We start from the raw sequence: 23495 nt of genomic DNA on the forward strand, positions 1-23495 counted from the left end.
TGTTATCTGACATAACTAATACGGGATGGAGTGCTGCGGCGCCAGACCCGCCCGAGAGAATCAACGAGCCACGAGCCACGAGCCACGAGCCACGAGCCACGAGAGAGACGAGGTGAGGGCGTGCGCACCAGCCGCTCCGTCGTGATCGGCGTCGACAGCTCGACGCAGTCCACCAAGGCCGTCGCGGTCGACGCCGAGACCGGCGAGCTCCTCGCCGTCGGCCGCGCGCCGCACACCGTCACCGGCACGGGCGGGGCGCGGGAGAGCGACCCCGAGGAGTGGTGGACCGCCCTGGTGACGGCCGTCCGCGCGGCGGTACGGGACGCGGGCGTCCCGGCCGGTTCCGTCACGGGCATCGCGGTCGCGGGCCAGCAGCACGGCCTCGTCGCGCTCGGCGCCGACGGCCGGCCCCTGCGCCCGGCGCTGCTCTGGAACGACACGCGCTCGGCACCGCAGGCCGCCGCGCTCGCAGCCGGTCTCGGCGGTCCGAAGTCCTGGCTGGAGCGCACCGGTTCGGTCCCGGTCGCCTCCATGACGGCCGCGAAGTGGCAGTGGCTGCGCGAGCACGAACCGGCGCATGCCGCCGCGGCCACCGGGGTCCGGCTCCCGCACGACTACCTGACCGAGCGCCTCACGGGCCACGCCGTGACCGACCCCGGAGACGCCTCGGGCACATGCTGGTACGGAACGGGGGGCGCGGGCGCCGACACATCGGTAGGCACCGACGAAACCACGGGCGCAGACGCCCCCAAGGCGGCCCACGACCGCACGGGCACCCACGACCGCACGGGCACCGACACCCCCACGGCCACCTACGACCGCACAGGCACCTACGACCGCACGGGCACCCACGTCCCCACGGCCACATACGACCCCGCGGGCAGCTACGACCCCGCGGGCAGCTACGACCCCGCGATCCTGGACGTCCTGGGCCTGGACCCCGCCCTCCTGCCCATCGTCGCCCCCACCGGTGCCACACACGTCGGCACCCTCACCGCGACCGCCGCGGAGGCCCTGGGACTGCCCCGTACGGTCGTCGTCGCCGCCGGCACCGGCGACAACATGGCCGCCGCCGTGGGCCTCGGCCTCGGCGGCGCGGGCCTGCTGGACCACCCGGTCGTCAGCCTCGGCACGTCCGGCACGGCCTTCGCCGCCACCCGCGCCCGACCGGCCCATCCCGGGCTCGCCGGATTCGCCGCCACCGACGGCACGTACCTTCCGCTCGGCTGCACCCTCAACTGCACGCTCGCCGTGGACCGGTTCGCCGCGCTCCTCGGCCTCGACCGGGAGGACGCCGCGCCGGGCGGCGACGTGGTCGTCCTCCCGTACCTCGACGGCGAACGCACCCCCGACCTGCCGCACGCCGCCGGACTCGTCACCGGCATCCGGCACACCACCGACCCGCGTGCGATCCTCGGCGCCGCCTACGAAGGCGCGGCCTTCACCGTCCTGCGCGCCCTCGACGAACTCCTCGCCGCCTGCGGCCTCGACCTGACGGACTCCGCCGTACGCGACCGTCCGCTGCGCCTGATCGGCGGCGGCGCACGCGGCAGGGTCTGGACCGACACCGTACGCAGACTGTCCGGGCGGCCCCTGGTCGTCCCGGCAGCCGAGGAACTCGTCGCCCTGGGCGCGGCCGCACTCGCCGGGGGCGCGGTCACCGGCGACGATCCCGTGGCTCTGGCCACGGCCTGGGGCACGGGTGAGGGCGCACTCCTGCCACCGCTGCCGCGCGCGACGGAGACGTGGGACCGGATCGCCGGAGTCCTGACGGCGGCGAGCCCGAGCCTCCTGCGCTGAGCGGCGCGGCGGAAGGGGTTCTTCAAGGTCAACGGATTCGACGATCGGCCGATCAGGGGGAGCGACGGCCCCCGCAGACCAGGAGGCCGGCGCCCCGGACGGAACGCCCAAGGCGCCCTCGGCCCACGGGACGGCGTCGGCCGGGACGCCGGCGATCTTCCCCGCGCTTCCCGTGACGATTACGGTGGTGGGAAACAACGGGGGAGGCGCAGTGATAGCTCTACTGACCCTTTTCGGAGTGCTCGGCGGCATCGGAGTGCTGCTGACGGTCACGCTGATGCGGCGCGGCAGCAGTCGTACGGACACGGCCGAGGGCCTGCTCCAGGAACAGCAGGCCCTGCGCCAGGCCCAACACGACCGGGTGTCCTTCGGCGCCGCCGCGGTCCACAACTCCGTACCCACGGCCAGCGACACGTACAGCCGCCGCAACGGCCGCCCTTAGGCGCGCGGCAAAGGGGGCGCTTCCCAAGGAGCCGCCGGGCGGCGTCCAGCCTGAAGCTCGCCGTCCGCTTGGACGGCGGGCTCGTAGGCATCCGCACAGCCAATCGCCATGTTCTGCAATACCGAAACCATGTGCGCCAGCCTTCCTGATCTTCACGTCGAACGCCCCCGAGCTGCGTCGCTCACACCACCTCCTCCTGACGATCTTTCGTGCCTTCGGGCGCCTCGCCGATGTGACACCACTCCCGATCACGCGGAAGGCGAGAGTTGTTCGCGCACCCATGCAGGATCGGGGTTGGTGTGTGGCCGGCCGGCCACGACGACGGTCGGCACGGTCTCATTGCCATCGTTGACCGCCCTCACCGCTGCCGCTCCAGCCGGGTCACGCCAGATGTTGACCCAATGGCACTGGCGGGCGCGACGACCGAGCCGGATGCGCAGGCGCAGGCAGTACTTGCAGCCCGGACGCCAGTAGACGACCGGGCGGCCGTCGACCGTGCTGCGGCGTTGCGCCTCCCGCGTACCGATTGATCTCGGGAAGACCAGAGGTGAGTGCACGCCTGCGAGCAGCACAAACACCAGCAGGAGTGCTGCGGCCTCGCCGGGGCTCCCGCTGAAGACCAGCCCGGTCGCGACGAGTGAGCCGCAGAGCACAAGCAGGAGAGACAAGATCCACGTGCGCATCATGATGACGCAGGCTATCGATGAGCCGAAATGTTCTCGAACTGGCTCGCTCACCTGGGCGTCAGCCGCAGGCTGCCGATAGGCGCCTGGTGCCGGCGGTGGACGTCACCCACTGGCTCCCGAGGCTCGTCGGACCAGTTCGTGCCCCTAAGCACGTACCCCGTCGGCCCGGCGGGCAGCCGCGGAACGGGCCGGGGCGTAGGCCCACAGCGCGACACCGATGAAGATCATCTGCTCAGGAATCCTGAACCACAGGGGCGTCGCCGGCTCCCCGTTGAACGGGATCTGCTCGACGGCCGCGTGGATGTTGGCCGGGAGCATCAGGACGAACAGCGCGGCGAGTCCGAGCCCGGCCATCGGTCGGGTGGCCTCCCGGACGAGTCCGGCGGCGCCGAGGAGTTCCAGGACGCCCGTCGCGTAGACCGCGAGGCGAGGGAACGGCACGAACGGCGGGACCATCGCGACCAGGTCGTGGTGGCCGGGCATCGGGCCGAGGGCGGTCGGGACGAAGTGCGCGCCGGCCGTGAACACCAGCATGACCGCGAGGCCGTGCAGGACGGACACCCGCCAGGTCGCGAACCGTCCGACGCCGAGCGCGCCGAGCAGCCGGAAGAGCACGGTGGGAACGGCGATGAGCATGAGTGTGCCGAACATGAGAGGAGAATCCTTTCGGTCGGTCGGTCGTGTTCACGCTGCGGTGAGGAACAGGCCCGTGCCGTACGTCCGGCGAGCGGGCACGAAGAAGCCGTCACGGTCGGCAGGGTCGCCGTCCTCGACGGCGGCAAGGCGTCGAACGTCAGACGGGTCGGCCGCCGGGGTCGGCGTCGGTTCTTTCCCGGAAGGTGAAGGGTGATTGAGGGCGAAGGAGACCCGGGACGCCATGACGAGTACCCGGGGTGCGACGTGGAACGGGGTTCGGAGTGAGCCAACCTCATGTGGGCAGGGCGAAGGGCCCCTTCGGGAGGTCGAGCGGATGTGCACCACAGCAGAATGGATAATAGCGTTATCCGCTATCCATTGCCGAGGAAGTGAGTAGATGAAGGTCTCCGAGCTCAGTCGACGCACCGGTGTGCAAGTCCCGCTGATCAAGCACTACTTGCGTGAAGGGATGCTGCCCCCGGGGCGGGCCACCGCGTCCAACCAGGCCGACTACGGCGAAGACCACGTCCACCGGCTCCGGTTCATCCGCACCCTCATTGCGACGCGAGGCCTGTCGGCCGGGGCGACGAAGGAGATCCTGGACGCGATCACCGCCGAACAAGAGGATCTGCACCAGGTGTTCGGCATAGTGCTGGGCGTACGTGCGGCCAAGCAGGAAGAGGACGCCGTTACGGAACAGCCCTCGAGCGAGCCGGAGCCGGAGCGGGCGGGCCTGGCCGACACACGCGAGCTGATCGCCGAGATGGGGTGGGACGTGTCCCGGGGCAACCCGGCAGCGCACACCCTGGCAGAGGTCCTGGCCGCACTCGCCGACCTGGGCGCGGACATCGACTGGCGCGCCTTGCTGCCCTACGCCCGACTCGCCGACAGCATCGCCGACGTGGACATGCAGCAGATGCACGGCGAGCGCGACCTGTTGGCCCAAGCCGAACGGGCCGTTCTGGTCTCGATCCTCCTCGAACCCGCCCTGCTGGCCCTCCGCCGCCTGGCCCAGGAATCCAAGTCGTCCCGACACTTCGGCGGCGACAGCGACGGCGGGCCTGACGACACGAACTCAACGTGAACGTACGGGGGCTGTCGCCCGCAAGTGTGCCGCCCCACTCGTGTACGTCACCCGTCGCCCCGCGGGCCGGCGGCCCAACCGCCCTGGCCCGCCCGCAGGATCGTGGTCCGCCTGTCGCGCGGCCACGGATGCGGCGAAGGCGGCTTCGGGTCCAGGGCCGTGGTGATCAGCCGGTAGACCGTGCAGCCGGGGCGAGGTCGTACTCCATGACACGGACCCGGCGAGGTCTGCGCGGCGGCTCTTGTCCCGGGGAGCGACGATCTAGGAGAGGCGGAAGCCGTCCTCCAATTGGGCCCGCGCCGGCAACCCGGCGTCATTCTTGACCCGCTCGCCGCACGGTCCCCACGGCCGACGCAGCTCCCCCTAGTGCTGTGACCGGGATGGTTCACCGTGGTCGGGAGACGGCTCACGGGACGAGCGCGGTCCGCGAGGCGACTGGTATTACTGGTGCATGCAGGAAGAGCAGGAAGAGACCGCGCGGTCCGCGATCGACACGTTCATCTCCGCGTTCAACGCCTCGGACGACAGCTATGTGACTGCGCTGCTCTCCCAGGCCCTCACCTCGGACGTGGTCTTCTGGGGACCGTTGGGCCGCAGTGAGGGGATCGAGGCGGTCGAGCGGTTCGTGCTGGACATCCGGCGCCACCCCGCGGGGACCGGCACGATGGTGCGCTGTTCGGCAGTGGACATGCCGGACGAGTGGGCCCGGTACCAGTGGGTCTTCACGACGCCGGATGGAGGCCCCCGCCTGGCGGGAACGGACGTCGTCCATCTGCGGCGGAGCCTCATCGACCAGGTCATCGTCTTCGCGGGGGAGATCGAGCCGTCCGCCTCCTGAGTCATTCTCCTCTGGCGCCGTCCTCCTCCTGAACCGGCCCCGTTCGGGGCTCCGGGTCTGCCCAGCCGGGATTTCGGTCGTCCGCGCTTGGCCACGAGCGGACCGATGGTGCGCTGTGGCTGTGTAAGTTCGCGGTTGATCAGGCTGCGGTGTTGAGGGGGCGTCCGCACCAACGGATGCCCTTCTCGCTTCGGATGCGGGCGCGTTGCGTTCCTTGCGTTCGGCGGCCAGGACATCACGGTGGCGGGCGTTGGCGTTGCGCCAGCGTGGATAGGCGTGCAGGGGTCGTGTCTGCACGGTGTGGCTGGGGTGGTTGGAGTTGGCGATGGTGCACTGCCTCAGCGGTCCGAAGTGGGCCTCGATGGGGTTGACCCAAGAGGCGTAGGTCGGGGTGAAGCACAGCTCGACCTTGTGCCTTGTAGCCCAGTGGCGGATGTCGGTGCCTTTGTGGGCGGACAGGTTGTCCAGGATCACGTAGATGGGGGCGCCGTCGGGCCGGGCGGCGCGGATCGACTTGAGCGCGGCCAGCGTGTTCGCGGCACCTCTCTTGCGGCGGTTGACGCCCCACAACGTGTCGTCGCCGACCGAGTAGCAGCCGAGGAAGTACCGGACTCCATGGGTGCGGTGGTAGGTGGCCGGCACCCGGTCGGAGTGTTTCCGTTCGGCCCAGCCCGAGCCTGCGGTGGGCCGGATCCCGAGTGGGCCGAACTCGTCGAACGCGAAGACCCGGTCGGGGAAACGGTCCAGGACGTGCTCGATCCGGTCCAGCTTCGCCTCGCGGTCGGGGTCGGTGGATTCCTTCCAGGTCTTGGTGCGCTGGAAGGTGACTCCACGGCGGGCGAGCAGGCCGCGTAACGCCTCGCGGCCGATACGGATCACTCGGCCGTGGACTGTGCGCAGGTAGGCGACGAGTTTGCGTAGCGACCAGCGAGTGAAGGCTGGCCGAGCTTGGTGGGGCGGGTGGTGGCCGTCTGGACGACGAAGTCCTTGTCGTCATCGCTGAGCAGGCGGGGACGGCCTCCCGCCCACCGAGGGTCCAGGCAGGCCAGGCCGATCTCGTTGAACCGGTGGATCACATCGCGCACGGTGTCCTCGTCGGCCGCCACCAGCTGGGCGATCACCGGCACCCGATTCCCGCCGGCCGAGGCCAGCAGCATCATCGCGCGCCGATAGCGCACCGAGTGGGTGCTGCCCCGGCGCACGATCGGCTGCAGCCGCGGCCCCTCCTGGTCGGTCAGTCTGCGCACACGGACAGGCTCGTCCGACGATCTCAGGCAGCACTCGTTCCGCACTCTCCGGCGTCGTCATGTCGAGGACTCTCGCATGCCGCTCTGACACTCCGCCCGTTGCCGACGTGATCCAGAGGAAGCGGCAGCCCGGGCCTGTCGTCATCGGGGGTGAGCCTCGGCTTGTTCATCGCGGCCGGGCAAGATGGCGTCGTGATCGGCTACTGGAATCCGCTACCCACGGCTCAACGGGTGATCGAGAACCTCGGGGAGTGTGCGGAGTAACTCTTCACGAGCGTGTGGGAACAGCGGAACTGGCGCAACGTTCCGGGCCCCTTCTACGCCGGTGAGACCGACAGCATGGCCACTGGGCGTCTGGACGCGCCGGATCACATCGCCTACGACCACGATCTGGGCGGCGGTTTCGGCTCCGCGATCATCTATCGCCAACCGGTCGACGAGCACGAGACCGCGGCCTTGATCGACGGCTGCGGGATGGAGTTGTGCCGGGGCTACAACTGGGACGGTGACGACCATTGGACGGTGGAAGCCGTCCGTGACTGGTGGCGGGACCGAGCCCGCGTTCGGGAATGGGCCGTCGCCATCGCCGCCGACTGGGGTGCGGACGCTCACCCCTGGGGCTTCAACGCCGACCCGCGCTACCTCGGCCACTATCACGATGCGGCGCAGGGGCATCGTGATTTCATCGCCTACCTAGGAAGCCCGGATTCATCTGGCCTGCGTCGGCCTGCGTCGGCCTGGGTCGCCGCCCAGGGCGTGTCGGGCAAACGATCTCGTGCGGGTTCGCGAAGTCAAGGGGCGTCGTGCCGGTCGGCTCCGGGGGCCCTCCGTACACTCGCGGGCATGGCATGCCGCATCAGTGAACTGGTCATCGACTGCGCAGACCCGGCCCGGCTCGCCGCATTCTGGGGCGAGGTCCTCGGATACGTGGAACTCGGCCGGGAGGACGGAAGCATCGAGATCGGGCCGCCCGACGCCGGCTTCGGCGGGCCGCAGCCCACGCTCATCCTCAGCCCCAGCAGCGACCCGCGGGCCGGGAAGCTGCCCCTGCACATCGACGTCAACCCCACCGACCGGGACCAGGACGCCGAACTGGAGCGGCTGCTCGCGCTCGGAGCCAGGCCCGCCGACATCGGCCAGACCGGCACCGAGAGCTGGCACGCCCTCGTCGACCCGGAAGGCAACGAGTTCTGCCTCCTGCGCACCCGGCTCCAGCCCCTCTGAGCGGGCGGGGGCTCGCACCCGAGTTCCGCCCGCACACTTGATCGCCGGCTCTGGGATGAGCATGATCATCCGAAGACCACGAGATCAGACGTAATTCCAGAACGGGGATCCGACACATGCGAGTCAAAGCCTTCGACCACCTGGTACTCAACGTGACCGACGTCGACAGGGCGCTCGAGTTCTACACCGGCCCGCTGGGCCTCGCGCCCGAGCGGGTCGAGGAGTGGCGGGCCGGCAAGGTCTCCTTCCCGTCCGTGCGCATCGACGAGGGCACCGTCATCGACCTCTTCTCGCGTCCCCGAGGCGAGTCCAACGTCGACCACATCTGCCTGGTCGTGGATCCGCTGGACTGGCAGGAAGTCATCGATTCGGGGACGTTCGACGTCCTGGAAGGCCCCGTCCCGCGCTGGGGCGCGCGCGGTTCGGCCCAGTCGGTCTACGTGAAGGACCCGGACGGCAACACGGTCGAACTGCGCTGGTACCCGCAGGACTCCGACGCCGCCCCGACGGCCGGCTGACGATCCGGCTTCTCCCGCGCGGCACCAGGCCGCCCAATCTCCGGAGGGCGGGGCGAGTGAACGAGTCGGCTGTCCCGCAGCATGAACCGGTCTGGGCCGTGGCGGCGAACGTGGTGGCCTGGCGTCGATGCGGAGTCGGCGGCCAGGAACTGCGCCCGGGGACGAAGTACTTCAGGGGCGGGGCGAAGGTGTACGTGGTCCACGTGTACTGGGGTCCGGGAGGCGACCGGGTCACGGCGGCCGGACGGGAGCGGCACACCAGCCGGTGGATCGTCATCGACACGGCGACGCGCCACCTCCACGGCTTCCGGCCGAAGCTCGTCCACACCCCGCGCGCCCTGGAGCGACTGCGTGAGGCGGGATACGCACGCGGCCTCGGCGCCGACTACGCAGCGGACGTATCGGCGACGCTGGAGCGGTACGCGCGCCGGTACGCGCGCCGGTACCGCGCCGAGACGGCGCCGCGCAGTCCGCACCCGGACCCCTGCCTGTGCCACGCCTGCCTCACCGGCGAATCGGGGTAGAGCACGCACGGTCTCGCGTCACGGCAACGCGCGCGTGAGCCACACCACTTCACCGGCGTCCTCGACGGAATCGTGATCCCGCTCGAATCCCAGCTTCTCCAGGACACGGAGCGACGGTGCGTTCCACGCGCCGACGGTCGACCAGAGTCGCTTCCGCCCGGTCGCGATCGCCGCGTCGAGCACCGCGGCAGCCGCCTCGGTGGCGTAGCCACGCCCATGCGCGTGCTGGAACAACTCGTACGCGATCTCCGGCTCATCCAGGGTCGTGCGGCCGATGATCAACCCGCAGTAGCCGATGAAGTCGCCTTCCTCGCGGCGCTGGATGGGCAGCAGGGCGATCCCCGTGCTCTCCGTCGCGGTGAGCAGCTCCGTGATGGCCGTCCGGATGTGCTCGACCGAGGACGCCCCCTTGCCGCGTTCGAGGATGAGGGCGCGGAACTCGGCGGCGTCCGACTCGGCCCACGGCCGCAGTATCAGCCGCTCGGTCTCCAGGTGGAACGACATGGTCTCGTACGTAGACATGCCCCTACTCTGCCCCACGGGTCGTCACGAGCAGGAGCCCCCTCGCGTGTTACGCGTCCCGGGCCAGGTCCCGGACCTGGGGACGCCGGTCGAAGCCGGCTGATTCGTACGTGGCGACGGCGCCGACGTTGGAGCTCGGCGTACCGACGATCGCACTCGACGAGCCCAGCTCCCGGAGTGCGGCCGCCGCCGCGAGGCTGATCGCCCTGCCGTGGCCCTGGCCGCGGTGTTCCCGGTGCACGCCCATCGGTTCGAGCAGCCCCGGCTTCCCCGGACCCGCCGACCACACCGTCACCGCCGCCACCGCGTCGCCCTGGTCGTCGTACGCGATCAGGCACCGGGCGTCGGCGTACGCCGATCCGGCCGCCATCACATGCCAGCGCTCTTCCGTGAACGTCGACACGTCGAACGCCGACCGGAGGACGGCGGCGAACGCGCCCGCCCGCTCCGGCCCGGCCACCTCGATCCGTACACCCGGGTCGTCCACCGGCTCCGTCAGGTCGCGCCGCAGCGGCGTCCACAGCTCGTCGGCCCGCCATCCGGCCCCGGACAGCAGATCCTGGACCAGCGCGTCCATCGGCGCCTCGATGCTCGCCTTCCCACCGGGCAGCACCCCGCGCTCCGGCTCCGCGACGTCGTCGACCAACCGCCGCGCCAGCTCCTCGTCCTGCCGGGCGTCCGGCGCGATCGTCAGCCTCAGCAGCCCGGGACCGTCCAACAGTCCGACGGCGAGGATCCGTCCGTCCCGGCTCCACGTCCTGACCGCCGCGGCGGTCGCTTCCGCACCCGACCGCCAGAACCATCCCAGGTCCCCCGGATGCAGCTGCGCCGGCGCCCCCTCGTCCTGCCACTCCCGCAGCACGTCCAAGGCCTCGCCCAGTCCGTCGACTCCCGGTTTGCTTCCTGTGATCGCCATGCGCCCGATCACACATCACGGCAGGGGCGGTCCGCATCCGCTTTTCCGGCCCGGCCGTCACGCGCAACTCGCCCCGGGTGCTCTGCGTCCGAACGGCTTCAGGCGCCTGCCCCGCACGGGCGCGTCCGCCGCCGTGCGCGGAGTGTTCCGGCGGGCCGCCCCCGGTCTTCCGGACATAGTGCGGCCCATGACACTCACCCCCTTCCGTACGCGTACCGGTAGAGGTACTGGCACGCGTCCTCGGACAGGCACCCGCCGGGCCCTCCTCTGCGCCGCCCTCCTCGCCGTCACGTTCCAGACGACCGCCACCGCGCCCGTGTCAGCCGATGAGTCCGGCGACCGGGGCGGGAACGGCGGACGCGACTGCGTGCGGACCGAGAACCCCCGCGACGACCGGGCCCGTCAGGTCCTGGCCATCACCCGCAAGGCCAAGAAGGACCTCCGCCTGAAGTCCGTGCAGCTGCGGGTCACCGTCGACGGACGCGAGGTCGTCACCGACGCGCTCGGCGAGTCCATGACGAACGTCCCGGCCCGGCCGGACATGCACTTCCGCGCCGGGTCCGTCGCGTTCGCCCACATCGCCACCGCCCTCCTCCAGCTCGTCGAGGAGCGGAAGGTCCGGCTCGACGACACCGTGGAACGCTGGCTGCCCGACCTGCCCAAGGCCGACAAGATCACCCTGCGGATGCTCGCGACCAACACCACCGGCCTCCACGACTACGTCACCGACCCGGCCTTCCTCGCCGAACTGGAGGCCCACCCGTTCCGCGCGTGGACCCCGACGGAGCTCGTCGGCTACCCCCTCCGTCACTCGTTCTGGTACGAGCCCGGCACCAACTGGAGCTACTCCCACGCCAATTACGTCCTCCTCATCGCCGCGCTCGAGAAGATCACCGGCGTACGGATCGACGAGTTCATGAAGGAGCGGATCACGGGGCCCCTCGGGATGCGCGACACCCGGAACAACTTCACGCCCGAGATCCCGCGCCCGGCCCTGCACGCCTTCACCTCCGACCGCGGCCTCTACGAGGAGTCGACCTTCTGGAACCCCTCGTGGACCACCGCGCCCGGCGCCGTCATCACGACCCACATCTGTGACCTCGCGCGATCCGCCGAGGCCATCGGCAGCGGCGAGCTCCTCTCGCCCCGCTCCTACCGGACCCTGCTCGACCCGGGCACGGTCGGACTCGGCGGCGCGACCGCGAAGTGCCCCGCCACGATCTGCCTGAAGCAGACCGAGGCCAAGCACTTCGGCTTCGGCGTCATCGTGATCAACGGCTGGCTGCTCCAGAACCCGTCGTTCTCGGGGTACGCGGCGATCCAGGCGTACCTCCCGTCCGAGCGGCTCGCCATCGCGGTCTCCGCCACGAAGACGGCGACCACACCCGAGGGCAACATGGCCGAGGTGGTCGCCGAACGCATCGCGGCCGCACTCGCCCCGGGTACGCCGCTGGCCATCGGCTGACCTTCGGGTTCTACGACGCCAGGACCCGGCGCTGGTGGACCCGCAGGTGCAGGGTCGCCAGGTCGAGCAGCGGGGTCGCCACACCGAAGGCGCGCGCCCGGTCGGTCAGGTCGCCGAAGAGGTGCTCGACCTCGGTGGGCTGCCCCGCCGTCAGATCGCGGTACAGGGACGGCACCATCCGCGAGCCGGACGCGGACACCACGGCGAGCGTCGCCGCCCGCTCCGCCTCCGGTACGGGGTGACCCGCCGCGGCGGCGACGGCGGCGGCCTCGTCGAGGACCGCGGGTCCCAGCGCGGGGCCGCCCGGGGTGTCGTACACGTCGCCGACGGTGCCGCGCATCAGGCTCGTCACGGCGCCGAAGGTCGTGATGAACACCCACTTGTGCCACATCGCGGTCATGACCCGCTCCGGCACCGGCGCGTCGATCCCCGCCGCGTCGAGCACGGCCCGGATCTTCTCCACGCGCGGGGAGACCGTCCCGTCCTGCTCGCCGAAGGCCAGATGGGCGAGGGGGGCCAGCCGTCGGATGTCACCCGTGTCATCGAGGGTCGTGACCACCTTGGCCACCCCGCCGAGGACGGCGGACGCGCCGAAACGGGCGTTGAGGACGTCGATGTGGGCGAGGCCGTTGAGCAGCGGGACGAGGGCGGTGTCCGGGCCGACGGCCGGCGCGATGTCCTCGACGGCCCGGTCGAGCCCGGTGGACTTCACCGAGAGCAGGACGAGGTCGTACGGGCCGGTCAGCTCGTCGGCCGTGACGAGGCGCGGCGTGAGGACCCACTCCTCGTCCCGGCCGACGACCCGCAGCCCGCGCTCGCGCAGCGCGGCGGCGCGGGCGGGGCGGACGAGGAAGGTGACGTCCTGTCCGGACCGGGCGAGCAGGGCACCGAAGTAGCCACCGGTGGCACCGGCGCCGACGACCAGGATCTTCATGGGCGGGGACCTCTCGTGGGGCGCCCTGAGGGCGCGGTGATGGGGTGGGCGGGAGGGTGGAGAGAGGGGAGGGGGAGGAGCGGAGTGAGCAGGCGGTGCGGGCGGGTCAGTGCCGCAGTCACCGGGTCGGCGTCCACGGCCGGGGAGCCGGACGCCGTCCGGAGTCCCGGTCCGGGGGTGACCAGGACGTCTTCGACCGGTACGGCCGTGCCGCAGCCGGTGCACCGTCCGTCGGCGTCGAGCGGGGCCTCGTCGCCGACGTGCCGGAAGACGCGGCGCGGGCCGCCCTCCGCCGCGTAGAACTCCTCGCCCCATGCCGTGAGCGCGCGGACGGCCGGCCAGAGGGCGACGCCCTTGGGCGTCAGGACGTAGACCTCGCGGCGCCCCGTGTCCGTCTCGCGCCGGCGGTCCAGGACGCCGGCCTCGACGAGCGTGGTGAGCCGGTCCGTGAGGACGGCGCGGGGGACCGCCAGATGCGCCGCGAACTCCCCGAACCTGCGGACCCCGTAGAAGGCGTCGCGCAGGATGAGCAGCGTCCAGCGCTCGCCGACGATCTCCATCGAGCGGGAGAGGGCGCAGGTCTGGCCGCGGTAGTCGCGCGGAAGCGTCATGGGGCGAGGCTAGCGCAGAAGAGTTCGGTCACCGAACTGTTTTCTGGTGAGCGAAAGGGGCGACTAGGCTCTCGCTCACCATGAACCAGCCCACGGAACCCAAGGCCGACAAGTCGGGTGTGCGCCGGCACAACCTGAGTCTCGTCCTGCGGACCGTCCACGACGCGGGCGAGACGACGCGGGCCGCCGTCGCGTCCCGCGTCGGCCTCACCCGGCCCGCCGTCTCCTCGCTCGTCGAGCAGCTCCTCGACCTCGGCTTCCTCGTCGAGTCGGGCAAGACGTTCAGCGGGCAGGCCGGACGGCCGGGGACCGTACTGAAACCGGCGGACACCGGCCCCGCGGGGCTCGGCGTCGAGGTCAACATCGACTACGTGACGGTCTGCGTCGTCGACCTCACCGGCACCGACCGCGTCCGGCGCACCGAGCGCCTCGACAACCGCGCGGCCGGCGCCGCAGAGGTCCTGGACCGGGCCGCCCGCATCGCCGCCGAGGCCCTCGACGACGCGGCCGGACGAGGGCTGGTCCCGGCCGGAGCCGGGCTCGCCCTCCCCGGACTGGTCACCGGCGGGACCGTCCGGCAGGCGCCCAACCTCGGCTGGAACGAGGTCGACGCCGAACGGCTCTTCGCCGAGGCCCTCACCGCGCGACGGCCCGGCACGGGCGGACCGGCCGGGCTCGCCCTGACCTCCGACAACGAGGCCAACATGGCGGCCCTCGCCGAGCTGTGGTTCGGCACGCTCGGCGACCTCCGCACCTTTCTGCACCTGACCGGCGAGATCGGGGTCGGCGGCGCGATCGTCGTCCACGGCGAACTCCTGCGCGGCGCGCACGGCTTCGCGGGCGAGATCGGCCATCTGGCCGTCGACGCCGAGGGGCCCCGCTGCCGCTGCGGATCACGCGGTTGCCTGGAGCAGTACGCGGGTCAGGCGGCGCTGCTGCGGGCGTCGGCGGCCTCCGACGTCGCGGAGCTCGTACGCCGTGCCGAGACGGGAGATCCCCGCACACTCGGCGCGCTCGGCGAGGCGGGCCGCATGCTCGGCCGCGCGCTGTCGGGCGCCGTGAACCTCCTCGATCCCGAGGCCGTCGTCCTCGGCGGCATCTACCCGCTTCTCATGCCCTGGCTCGCCCCGGCCGTCGCCGAGGAGCTCGCCGCCCGGGTGGTCTCCGGCCTCTGGACCCCGGACGCCGCCCGTCTCCGTGCCGCCTCCCCGGCGTCCGACGCCGCCCGGGGCGCGGCGGCCCTCGTCCTCCACGACGTCCTGACCGACCCGCTCGCCTACGCGACGGCGGCTACGGACAACTGACGTTCCCTTAGGGAGACTTGGGCGGTTCGACGAACGGGCGGGTCAGGTGGGCCGTCGCCAGGACCGCGCCGCGTTCGGCGGCCCGCGCGAGCAGTTCCTCGCGGGAGGCCCGCGCCGTGGCCGGGTCGCGCTCGTGGGCGTACGCGACGGACGGAGCGGCGAGCTGGACGGCGTGCACGAGGAGGTCGCCCGTGACGAGGACGTCCCGGCCGCCGGCGCGTTCGACGAGGACCGACTGATGGCCGGGGGTGTGCCCCGGCGTGGGCAGCAGGGTGACACCGGGGCGGAGCCGGTGCGTGCCGTCGACCTCGTGCAACTGCCCGGCGGCCCGCAGCGGTTCCACGACCCAGGACCACACCGGGTCGTGCCGGTCGAGCGCGGCGGTCTCCGCGCCCTGGACGACGTACCGGGCGTCCGGGAAGAAGGGCTGCCCCGCGGCGTCGGCGGCCCATCCCGTGTGGTCCTCGTGCAGGTGCGTGAGGACGACGGTGTGGACGTCTCTCCGATCGATCCCGGCCTCCGTGAGGAGGTCCGGCAGCCGGCCGGGGACGGGGCACCAGGGCGCTCCCGGGCCCTCGGCGGGGCCCACGCCGGCGTCGATCAGGGTCCAGCCCGTACCGCCCGGGTCGGCGACGGCGAAGCACCGGAAGTCCAGCCGCCAGGCTCCGTCGGGCCCGACCGCCCCCGGGTCGAGGGCGGCGGCGGCCGCCCAGTCGGCCGGGAGCGCCCCGGGGAACGCGTCCCGCGCCGACTTGAAGAACATCCCGGTGGCGTCGAGCAGGGCCGTCACCGGCCCGTGTCGCACCGGCCCCGCTTGCACCGGTCCCTGCCGCTCCGTTCCCGGCCTCACTGTTCCCCCACTGTCCGACATGGCGCCGACTCTGCCATCACGAGGCCCCTCGTGCCCAGGCTTTGCCTCGCTGACGTGCTCTCATCAGGCTCTCACGCGGGCCTTATCCCACCATCACGTGCCGCTCCTACCTTCGCGCCATGTTCTTCACCTACCTCCGGCGCGAGCTGCGCCGCCGCAGAAAGGCGGCGCTCGTCGTCGCCTCCGGGCTCGCGCTCGGGATCGCGCTGGTCATCGTCGTCAACTCCGTCTCCTCCGGCATGAAAGTCGCCCAGGGCAAGGTGCTCGAGTCCTTGTACGGGCTCGGTACGGACCTGACGGTGACCAAGGCCCAGGAGCAGCCCCAGGAGGGCACGCGGCCGCAGCGGCCCCGGTTCGAGTTCGAGGGCCAGGAGGACGGCGCGGAGGAGCAGAGCAGCGACCGGCTGATGGTCCAGGGCTTCCAGACCCTGGCGGACTCCACCGTCGCCACGGTCGCGAAGCAGCAGGGCGTCGACCGGGCGGTGGGTGGACTGAGCCTCGTCAACCTCAAGATCGACGGCGAGTTCACCCGCGGCCGGATCCAGCGCGGTGAGCCGCAGCAGGCGCAGCCTGCCCAACCGGGCGGCACCGGCGGCGGATCGGGCGGCACCGGAGCCACCGGCGGCGGATCGGGCCCGAGCGACACGGTCACCGGCGGCGGCGCGGCCTTCGACGTCGACTCCTTCACGCTCTACGGCACCGACGTCACCGCCCCCGACCTCGGCCCCCTCACCACGTCCACCGTCTCCACGGGCCGCACCTTCAAGACCACCGAGACCGACGCGAAGGTCGCCGTCCTCGACAGCGCCTACGCCCAGCAGGAGGGGCTCGCGGTCGGCGGGAAGCTGACGGTCAAGGGCGTGTCGTTCGAGATCATCGGCATCGCGACGGCCGACAGCGGCCAGTCCGCCGCCCAGGTCTACCTGCCCCTGAAGCAGGCGCAGACGCTCTCCGGCTCCACCGGCAAGATCACCACGATCTACGTGAAGGCCACCGACTCGACGAGGATCGAGGCGGTCAAGTCCGCCATCCAGAAGAACGTCTCCGGCACCACCGTCACCACCTCGGCCGATCTCGCCCAGACGGTCTCCGGCTCCCTGGACACCGCCGCGAACCTCGCCTCCACGATGGGCAAGTGGCTCTCGTACGCGGTGCTCGTCGCCGCCGTCCTCGTCGCCGGCCTGCTCACCTCCGCGGCGGTCGGCCGCCGCGTCCGCGAGTTCGGCACGCTCAAGGCGCTCGGCTGGACGAGCGGCCGGGTCACCCGCCAGGTCGTCGGCGAGGCCCTCGTGAACGGTGTCGTCGGCGGCGCTCTCGGCATCGCGGCCGGTCTCGCCGGCGCGTACGCCGTGACCGCCGTCAGCCCGAACCTCACCGCCGAACTGGGCGCGAGCGTGAGCGGTTTCGGCGGGCGGGGCGGCGGGATGGTCTTCGGCGGCGGCGCGGGCGGCCCCGGCGGAGCCCGTACGGCCGTCGGCAAGACCGTCGACATCGCCCTGACCGCCCCGGTCGGCGTCACCACCGTCGGGCTCGCCGTGCTCCTCGCCCTCGGCGGCGGTCTCGTCGCGGGCGCCTTCGGCGCGTGGCGCGCCTCGCGCCTGCGCCCCGCCGACGCGCTGCGCCGCGTCGAGTAGTGGCCGACCGCCCGCACCGCACCACCTCACCCAGGAGTCGCACCATGTACGAACTCATCGGCGTCACCAAGCAGTACCGGCGCGGCCGCACCAGAGTCGACGCCCTCGCCGGGGTCGACCTCGCCATCGGTCAGGGAGACCGGCTCGTCATCCAGGGCCCCACGGGCGGCGGCAAGTCGACCCTGCTCCAGATGCTCGGCGGCCTCGACCGCCCCACCTCCGGCAGCGTCCTCCTCGACGGCACCGACCTGGCGAAGCTCTCGGAGCGCCGTCTGACGGCCGTACGCGGCCAGAACATCGGCTTCGTCTTCCAGAGCTTCAACCTCATCCCCACCCTCACCGCCCTGGAGAACGTGGAGACCGCCCTGGTCCCCCTCGGCGTCAAGGCCGCCGACCGCCGCGACAGGGCGGCCGAGGCGCTGGATTCGGTCGGGCTCGGCGAGCGCCTCGGTCATCTGCCGTCCGAGCTCTCCGGCGGCCAGCAGCAGCGCGTGGCCATCGCCCGCGCGCTGGTGAAGCGGCCGAAGGTGCTGCTCGCCGACGAGCCGACCGGCAATCTCGACGAGTCGATGCGCGACGAGATCGTCGACCTGCTCGAAGGGCTCTGCGAGGAGCACGGACTGACCTTCGTCATGGTCACCCACGACAGCGCCGTCGCCCGCCGCGCGCCCCGCCTGGCCACCATCCGCAAGGGCCGGATCACCGTGAAGGAGAACCGCCCGGTCGGCTGAGCGGCTGAGACGGGGATCACGCCACCGTGACGGTGTTCGGCAATGTCGAACACCGTTACGGTGGCCGGGCATCAGGAGCCCGCTGCCCGCTGCCCACAGCCCGGAGCCCGCAGCCCAGAACCCAGAGTCAGGAATCAGGAGCCGCCATGTTCACCTTCGCCTCCCAGGACGGCATCGCCATCCACGTCCACGTGTGGCTCCCTGAAGGCGAGGCGCGGGGCGTCGTCCAGATCGCGCACGGCATGGGTGAACACGCCGCCCGCTACGCCCCGCTCGCCGAGCACCTCACCGGCCTCGGCTTCGCCGTCTACGCGGGTGACCACCGCGGCCACGGACTCTCCATGCACGCGGGCGCGGGCCACTTCGGCGAGAACGGCTGGAACCTCCTCGTCGAGGACATCGCCGCCCTCACCCGGATCGCCCGCGACCGGCACCCCGGGGTGCCGGTGATCCTGCTGGGGCACAGCATGGGCTCCTTCGCCGCCCAGCAGTACCTCCTCGACCATGCCGCCCTCGTCGACGGCGTCGCCCTCTCCGGCACCACGGCCGTGGACGGGCTCCTCACCGGACTCGTGGAGGCCGCCCGCCAGGCCGCCGAGGCGGGGCCGGCTTCGGGCGGCGAGGGTGCCCAGGGCGCCGAGGGCGCCGAGGGCGCCGAGGGCGGCGGGGTCTTCGACGCCTTCAACGCCGCCTTCGCGCCCAACCGCACGGACGCGGACTGGCTCAGCCGCGACGAGAAGCAGGTCGACGCCTACCTCGCCGACCCGCTCTGCGGCTTCGCCGCCGACGACCGGGGGATGGCGGACATGGGAGCCGCCGCCGGCCGGCTCGCCGCACCCGAGGGCATCCCGACCGGCCTGCCGGTCTACGTCCTCGTCGGCGAACACGACCCGCTCAACGCCCGCCTCGCCCTCTCCGACCTCCTGGTCGCCCGCTACCGCGAGGCCGGGCTCACCGACCTCACGTACCGCAGCTACGAGGGCGCCCGCCACGAGCTCCTCAACGAGACCAACCGGGACGAGGTCGTCGCCGACCTCACCGCCTGGATCGAGCGCGTGGCGGGCTGAGTCCGCCCTTCTGCTACACGGGCACGCCGTGGCCGCGCAGATAGGCCAGCGGGTTGACGTCCGAACCGAAGTACGGCGTGGTCCGCACCTCGAAGTGGAGGTGCGGACCCGTCACCCGGCCCGTCGCCCCCGACCGCGCGATCCGCTGACCGGCCGACACGCTCTGCCCGGGGGACACGTCGATCCGCGAGAGATGGGCGTACTGGGTGTAGCGGCCGTCGGGGTGACGGATCACCACCTCGTAGCCGTACGAGCGGCTGTACCCGGCCGTCACCACGCGCCCGGGACCGACCGAGCGGACCGTGGTCCCCGTCTGCACCGCGAAGTCCTGGCCCGTGTGATAGCCCCTCGACCAGGAACCCCGCTGCCCGTAGTACCCCGTGAAGACGTACGAGGAGACCGGCGCCGTCCAGCCCCGCGAGGACGGAGTGGACGGGTCCGTGGGGCCGGTCGGCTTCGACGTGTTCCCCGAGGTGTTCCCCGAAGTGCCCGTCCGCTGCTCGTACTTCCACTGGTGGCTGGTCCAGTACCAGTGGCCGCGGTACTTGTACCAGTAGACGCGGTCCTGGGCGTCCCAGCCCTGCCGCCCCCGGAAGACGGGCTCGCCGGTACGGCCCCCGCCCGCCGCGGCCTGTTGCCGGCCGTTGCCGGAGCCGCCGCCGGTGCCGCCGCCGGAATCGCCCGCGCGCTGGACGTACGTGGAGTGGTGGCTGGTCCAGCGCCACTCGCCCGCGGCGTTCCGGAACCAGTACTTCGAGCCGTCCCAGCCGGCGTGCGCCGGGGCGGGCTCGGCGAGAGCCGTTCCGCTGCCCGCCCCCACCAGAGCGACCGCACCGACGGTCGCGACGACGGCGCGGCGCACCCCGTGCAGGGTCGCACCGGCGCGCGCGCCGCCGGCGCCGTGGACCCGGGCGGTCTCGGCGCAGCCCGCGCAGGCGCAGTCCAGGGGTATCTCGTCGGTGAAGTCGGGTGCGGTGAGTTCGGGTGCGGTGAATTCGGGGGTGTCCACGATCCTCGTCACTCCTGATTCTGTGGGGCCGGCCCGCCACGCCGGGTGTAGAAGGCCACGGTCAAGTCCTTCACCAGGGCCTGGCGTTCGAAGTCGTCGAGTTCGACGAGTCCGCGTGTGGTCAGCCGTGTCACCGTGTCGTCCACGGCGTCGATGACGCCGGTCAGGACGGAGTCCCGGTGCTTGGCGTCGAGCGCGGCGATCTGCCGCCGCTGCATCGCGGCGGCCACCTCGGGGGCGTACTCGATACGGGTCGGCTGGGCGGAGAAGACCGCGATGCCGACCGGCCGGCACTCGGCCGCGAGCATGCGGGTGAGGGCGTCGCCGACCGCCTCGGCGTTCCGCAGGGTCGGCGCGTCACCCCGGAAGGCGTCGGCGGGCAGCTGCGACAGGACCCGCGCCGCGGCCGCCTCCACCTGCTCCCGCAGATAGCCGAGATGGTCGTCGACGGCGTAGAGCGCGCGGGCCGTGTCCCGTACCGACCAGACCACCAGGACCACGACGCGCAGCGCCGAACCCTCGGCGTCGACGACGGCGATCGGTTCGCTGCGCCAGTGCCGCAGCCTGACGTCGATCCGGCTGCGCAGCACGAAGGGACTGATCCAGGCGAGGCCGGTACGGCGCACGGTCCCGCGGTAGCGGCCGAAGAGCGAGAGGACCCAGGCGGAGCCCGTGCGCCCGCGGGTCAGTCCGCCGAAGGCGACGACGGCGACGACGGCACAGCCGGCGAACGCGGCCCACTGCCAGGCCAGCGGCTGCATGCCGCTCAGAGGGCGGGCGCGCCACAGGATCGCCGCAGGACCGGCGAGCGCGGTCAGGCCGACGAGCACGGCGAGCCAGCCGGGGACGGCGGGCCCGGGGCGCTCGACGAGACCGGGGTCGGAGGGCGGCGGGCGTCGGGAGACGGCGACGGGAGGGATGGTGACGGGAGGGACGGCGACGGGAGGGACGGACCGCGCGGGTTCGGTACGTTCCGCCGGTTCCGCGGCTTCCTCAGACTCTGCCGGCGCCGTGGGTGCCGTCTGTTCCGCCGGCGTGGACCGGTCGTCCGGCCTGAGCAGGGTGCCGGTCGGTCGCGCGGGATCCGACCGGTAGAGGTCGTCCATCGGTATGCCGTCCGGATGGCGACGCACTCGGACGGGCAGGGGCCGCTTCTGTGGCTCGGTCATGAGGCCCTTCCGGCCGTCCGGAGATGACGGCACGTCGGATGATCTTCAAAGACCATCGTCACAGGGGTGAATGTCCGAAATGCCACGACAGAAGTCCCGAATGTCGAGGACTTTAGTCCCTTGGCCAAGGCTTCACAGCAGGCCGTTGTCAGTGGCGGCCCCTACCGTTTTCGCATGACGACGACGAGCGGTGGGGGAACGTTCGAGGCGGCCACGGGGGACGGTCCGCCGTTGCCCGGGGCCGCGGCCGAGCAGCGTTCGCGCGAGGTCCGCGCGGCCCGGGACGGGCTGCTCCAGATCAGACGCCTGACGAACGGCCAGGGGGGCGATCCGAAAGCGGTGCCCGCCGACTGGGAGCGCGGGAGGCCGGTCCGCGCGGTCGCCCTGGCCCTGGAGTCCGGCGGGCTCACGCCCTCCTCGGTGGACGCCGCGGGCGCGCGGGTCGCCACCGGCTACCGGGTCAGGGCGGGGGACCGGCCGGGGACCGCCGTGGTGGAGTGGCTGGGCCCGCCCGGTTCGGGGGCCGCCCAGGAGGAGGCGGAGGCGCTCGCCGCGTGCGTACCCGCGCTGGCCCGACTGGGCTGGGAGGCCCTGCTCTACCGGGGGCCGCGGGGGCGCCGCTTCCTGGAGGTGGAGCCCATGAATCCGTGACGGGAGCGGGCGCACCGCCCGCGAAATTCGATGCCGCATGGTCGTCACGGCATGTCAGGATCCGGCGCATGTCGATTCGATACCCGAACCCCCTGCGCCCCGGTGACCGTATAGGCGTCACCTCCCCTTCCAGCGGAGTGCCGAAGGAGATGCGTGCGCGCCTCGACGTGGCGATCCGCGACGTGGAGGCCCGGGGGTACGAGGTGGTGGTCGGCGACTGCATGGACGGCGCCGGTCACGTCAGTGCCCCGGCCGCCGACCGCGCGCGCGAGCTGATGTCCATGCTGACGGACCCCGGCATCAGGGCCGTCGTGCCGCCGTGGGGCGGCGAGACCGCGATCGACCTGCTGCCGCTTCTCGACTGGGACCGGCTGCGGGAAGCCGAGCCGACGTGGCTGGTCGGGTTCTCCGACATGGCGACCGTCATGACACCGCTGACCCTGCTCACCGGCACGGCGACCGTGCACGGGAACAACCTCATGGACTCGCCCTACCGCGCGCCGGACGGGCTCCTGTCGTGGCTCGACATCGTCACCGCCCCGCGAGGACACCGGTTCGCGCAGGTCCCGCCGAACCGCTACCGAGCCGGCGGCTGGGACGACTACACCCTCCATCCGGAGGTCCGCGAGTTCACGCTCGACACACCCGGCAGATGGACCAGGCTGGACGGCGACGGGGACGTGGAGGTCGAGGGGCGCCTGATCGGGGGGTGCATCGAGATGCTGTGCAACCTCACGGGGACGCCCTACCTGGACGCCTCGCGCTTCGCACGGACCGAGGCCCCTGAGGGACTCCTCGTCTACGTCGAGGCGGGGGGCGACGACTCCTTCGCCATCTGCAGGTACCTGCACGGGATGCGGCTGGCGGGCTTCTTCGACGAGGCGAACGCGGTCCTCGTCGGCCGGACCTCGGCCCCCGGCCACGATTCGCTCAGCCAGCACGAGGCCGTGCTCGACGCGCTCGCGCCGCTGAACGTGCCGATCGTGGCCGACGTCGAGTGCGGGCACGTGGCGCCTTACCTGCCGATCGTCAACGGCGCCCGCGGCCGCCTCGTCCACACGGCGGCGCGCAGCGAACTGACCCAGACGCTGGACTGACGCCGCCGGACACACGGAGAGGACCCGGCCCGTCGGGCCGGGTCCTCTCCGTGTGCGTGGCCGTCAGGCGATCGAGGCGGAGACGATCGCCGAGACCGCGAGGTTGCAGGAGGCCGTCACCCACACCGCCGGGTGCGGCTCGGGGTCGACGAGCGTGGCGCCGAGCTTGCCCGGCGTGACCAGGTCCACGACGAGGAAGGCGACCGCCATCATCACGAGGCCGAGCAGGCCGAACGCGGCCGTGGAGACGAGCCCCTTGCCGAAGTCGTGGTAGGTGGTCCAGATCGAGGTGAAGACGATGCCGCCTATGCCGAGGAGCGCGGAGCTCAGCAGGATCGCGGCGTTGCGGTTGCGCTCTTCCCAGATCTGCCGGCCGAGCTTCCCCGGCGTCAGCAGATCCACGAGCACGATGCCGAGGATCAGCAGGACCACGCCGAGGGCGCCGTACGCGCCTGCCCGGCCCAGGCCGTTGACGATGTCGCTCATGGGATGCCGACTCCGGAAGGGTTGCGATC

The 23495-nt window shown here is 72.0% G+C and carries 23 protein-coding genes and 2 pseudogenes; 14 read left to right on the top strand and 11 right to left on the bottom strand.

Annotation, left to right across the window (positions count from 1 at the left end):
* Window positions 1–120: 120 nt before the first annotated feature.
* Together ACIBG6_RS35100 and ACIBG6_RS35105 are read left to right on the top strand one after the other, a co-directional pair.
* Complete coding sequence (locus tag ACIBG6_RS35100; protein WP_399226772.1) at window positions 121–1800, top strand: FGGY family carbohydrate kinase; 1680 nt, start codon at window positions 121–123, stop codon at window positions 1798–1800.
* Between the two features lie 211 nt (window positions 1801–2011).
* Window positions 2012–2242: a hypothetical protein gene (locus tag ACIBG6_RS35105; RefSeq protein WP_399226773.1), complete on the top strand. Its 231-nt coding sequence runs from the start codon at window positions 2012–2014 to the stop codon at window positions 2240–2242.
* 248 nt (window positions 2243–2490) lie between these two features.
* On the opposite strand, the gene ACIBG6_RS35110 is transcribed toward ACIBG6_RS35105, so the two are convergent.
* Window positions 2491–2928: a glutaredoxin domain-containing protein gene (locus ACIBG6_RS35110; protein WP_399226774.1), complete on the bottom strand. Its 438-nt coding sequence runs from the start codon at window positions 2926–2928 to the stop codon at window positions 2491–2493.
* Between the two features lie 144 nt (window positions 2929–3072).
* Complete coding sequence (locus ACIBG6_RS35115; RefSeq protein WP_399226775.1) at window positions 3073–3579, bottom strand: hypothetical protein; 507 nt, start codon at window positions 3577–3579, stop codon at window positions 3073–3075.
* A gap of 382 nt (window positions 3580–3961) precedes the next feature.
* Here ACIBG6_RS35115 and ACIBG6_RS35120 point away from each other — a divergent pair, with 382 nt between their 5' ends.
* Window positions 3962–4648 (top strand): MerR family transcriptional regulator, encoded by a 687-nt coding sequence (locus ACIBG6_RS35120; protein WP_399226776.1) that lies wholly within the window; start codon window positions 3962–3964, stop codon window positions 4646–4648.
* 451 nt (window positions 4649–5099) lie between these two features.
* A complete protein-coding gene (locus tag ACIBG6_RS35125; RefSeq protein ID WP_030552413.1) occupies window positions 5100–5486 on the top strand; it encodes a nuclear transport factor 2 family protein in 387 nt (128 codons plus the stop codon).
* A gap of 139 nt (window positions 5487–5625) precedes the next feature.
* Here ACIBG6_RS35125 and ACIBG6_RS35130 read toward each other — a convergent pair.
* Window positions 5626–6646 (bottom strand): annotated as a pseudogene (locus tag ACIBG6_RS35130) (IS630 family transposase).
* 930 nt (window positions 6647–7576) lie between these two features.
* Here ACIBG6_RS35130 and ACIBG6_RS35135 point away from each other — a divergent pair.
* From ACIBG6_RS35135 to ACIBG6_RS35145, 3 genes are all read left to right on the top strand, one after another.
* Window positions 7577–7957, top strand: a complete 381-nt coding sequence (locus ACIBG6_RS35135; protein WP_399226777.1) for a VOC family protein — start codon at window positions 7577–7579, stop codon at window positions 7955–7957.
* Window positions 7958–8073: 116 nt separating this feature from the next.
* Window positions 8074–8475 (top strand): VOC family protein, encoded by a 402-nt coding sequence (locus tag ACIBG6_RS35140; protein ID WP_399226778.1) that lies wholly within the window; start codon window positions 8074–8076, stop codon window positions 8473–8475.
* A 56-nt stretch (window positions 8476–8531) separates the two neighbouring features.
* Window positions 8532–8999 (top strand): hypothetical protein, encoded by a 468-nt coding sequence (locus ACIBG6_RS35145; RefSeq protein WP_399226779.1) that lies wholly within the window; start codon window positions 8532–8534, stop codon window positions 8997–8999.
* Between the two features lie 18 nt (window positions 9000–9017).
* On the opposite strand, the gene ACIBG6_RS35150 is transcribed toward ACIBG6_RS35145, so the two are convergent.
* Window positions 9018–9521: a GNAT family N-acetyltransferase gene (locus ACIBG6_RS35150; RefSeq protein WP_399226780.1), complete on the bottom strand. Its 504-nt coding sequence runs from the start codon at window positions 9519–9521 to the stop codon at window positions 9018–9020.
* A 49-nt stretch (window positions 9522–9570) separates the two neighbouring features.
* The gene (locus ACIBG6_RS35155; RefSeq protein ID WP_399226781.1) at window positions 9571–10437 is read right to left on the bottom strand and encodes a GNAT family N-acetyltransferase; all 867 of its coding nucleotides are present in this window, start codon (window positions 10435–10437) and stop codon (window positions 9571–9573) included.
* Between the two features lie 187 nt (window positions 10438–10624).
* Here ACIBG6_RS35155 and ACIBG6_RS35160 point away from each other — a divergent pair, with 187 nt between their 5' ends.
* Window positions 10625–11902, top strand: coding sequence for a serine hydrolase domain-containing protein (locus ACIBG6_RS35160; protein WP_399226782.1), 1278 nt, complete (start codon window positions 10625–10627; stop codon window positions 11900–11902).
* 10 nt (window positions 11903–11912) lie between these two features.
* Here the strand turns inward: ACIBG6_RS35160 and ACIBG6_RS35165 are convergent, their stop codons facing one another.
* Window positions 11913–12836 (bottom strand): ketopantoate reductase family protein, encoded by a 924-nt coding sequence (locus ACIBG6_RS35165; protein WP_399226783.1) that lies wholly within the window; start codon window positions 12834–12836, stop codon window positions 11913–11915.
* On the bottom strand, window positions 12833–13447 hold the full coding sequence (locus tag ACIBG6_RS35170) for a winged helix-turn-helix transcriptional regulator (RefSeq protein WP_399226784.1): 615 nt from the start codon (window positions 13445–13447) through the stop codon (window positions 12833–12835). Before ACIBG6_RS35170 ends, ACIBG6_RS35165 begins: the two co-directional genes overlap by 4 nt.
* Window positions 13448–13527: 80 nt before the next feature.
* Between ACIBG6_RS35170 and ACIBG6_RS35175 the strand changes: the two genes are divergently transcribed.
* Complete coding sequence (locus ACIBG6_RS35175) at window positions 13528–14751, top strand: ROK family protein (RefSeq protein WP_399226785.1); 1224 nt, start codon at window positions 13528–13530, stop codon at window positions 14749–14751.
* A gap of 7 nt (window positions 14752–14758) precedes the next feature.
* On the opposite strand, the gene ACIBG6_RS35180 is transcribed toward ACIBG6_RS35175, so the two are convergent.
* Window positions 14759–15556 (bottom strand): MBL fold metallo-hydrolase, encoded by a 798-nt coding sequence (locus ACIBG6_RS35180; protein ID WP_399226786.1) that lies wholly within the window; start codon window positions 15554–15556, stop codon window positions 14759–14761.
* Between the two features lie 185 nt (window positions 15557–15741).
* Between ACIBG6_RS35180 and ACIBG6_RS35185 the strand changes: the two genes are divergently transcribed.
* The 3 genes from ACIBG6_RS35185 to ACIBG6_RS35195 all read left to right on the top strand — a co-directional run bounded on the left by ACIBG6_RS35185 (window position 15742) and on the right by ACIBG6_RS35195 (window position 19054).
* Window positions 15742–17256, top strand: a complete 1515-nt coding sequence (locus tag ACIBG6_RS35185; protein ID WP_399226787.1) for an ABC transporter permease — start codon at window positions 15742–15744, stop codon at window positions 17254–17256.
* Window positions 17257–17300: 44 nt separating this feature from the next.
* Window positions 17301–17987 (top strand): ABC transporter ATP-binding protein, encoded by a 687-nt coding sequence (locus ACIBG6_RS35190; protein ID WP_390481246.1) that lies wholly within the window; start codon window positions 17301–17303, stop codon window positions 17985–17987.
* A 146-nt stretch (window positions 17988–18133) separates the two neighbouring features.
* Window positions 18134–19054 (top strand): alpha/beta fold hydrolase, encoded by a 921-nt coding sequence (locus ACIBG6_RS35195; protein ID WP_399226788.1) that lies wholly within the window; start codon window positions 18134–18136, stop codon window positions 19052–19054.
* 13 nt (window positions 19055–19067) lie between these two features.
* Here ACIBG6_RS35195 and ACIBG6_RS35200 read toward each other — a convergent pair whose 3' ends face one another.
* Together ACIBG6_RS35200 and ACIBG6_RS35205 are read right to left on the bottom strand one after the other, a co-directional pair.
* On the bottom strand, window positions 19068–20063 hold the full coding sequence (locus tag ACIBG6_RS35200) for a M23 family metallopeptidase (protein WP_399226789.1): 996 nt from the start codon (window positions 20061–20063) through the stop codon (window positions 19068–19070).
* Window positions 20064–20071: 8 nt separating this feature from the next.
* Window positions 20072–20998 (bottom strand): annotated as a pseudogene (locus tag ACIBG6_RS35205) (SPFH domain-containing protein); the annotation flags it as partial.
* A 408-nt stretch (window positions 20999–21406) separates the two neighbouring features.
* Here ACIBG6_RS35205 and ACIBG6_RS35210 point away from each other — a divergent pair.
* Both ACIBG6_RS35210 and ACIBG6_RS35215 read left to right on the top strand, forming a co-directional pair.
* Entirely contained in the window at window positions 21407–21883 is a 477-nt protein-coding gene (locus tag ACIBG6_RS35210; RefSeq protein ID WP_399226790.1) for a hypothetical protein, read from the top strand.
* Window positions 21884–22032: 149 nt separating this feature from the next.
* Window positions 22033–22980: a S66 peptidase family protein gene (locus ACIBG6_RS35215; protein ID WP_399226791.1), complete on the top strand. Its 948-nt coding sequence runs from the start codon at window positions 22033–22035 to the stop codon at window positions 22978–22980.
* Between the two features lie 63 nt (window positions 22981–23043).
* Here the strand turns inward: ACIBG6_RS35215 and ACIBG6_RS35220 are convergent, their stop codons facing one another.
* Window positions 23044–23466, bottom strand: coding sequence for a DUF350 domain-containing protein (locus ACIBG6_RS35220; protein ID WP_317601289.1), 423 nt, complete (start codon window positions 23464–23466; stop codon window positions 23044–23046).
* Window positions 23467–23495 lie beyond the last annotated feature (29 nt).

This window comes from Streptomyces sp. NPDC050842 (genome assembly GCF_044456565.1).
Lineage (GTDB): Bacteria > Actinomycetota > Actinomycetes > Streptomycetales > Streptomycetaceae > Streptomyces.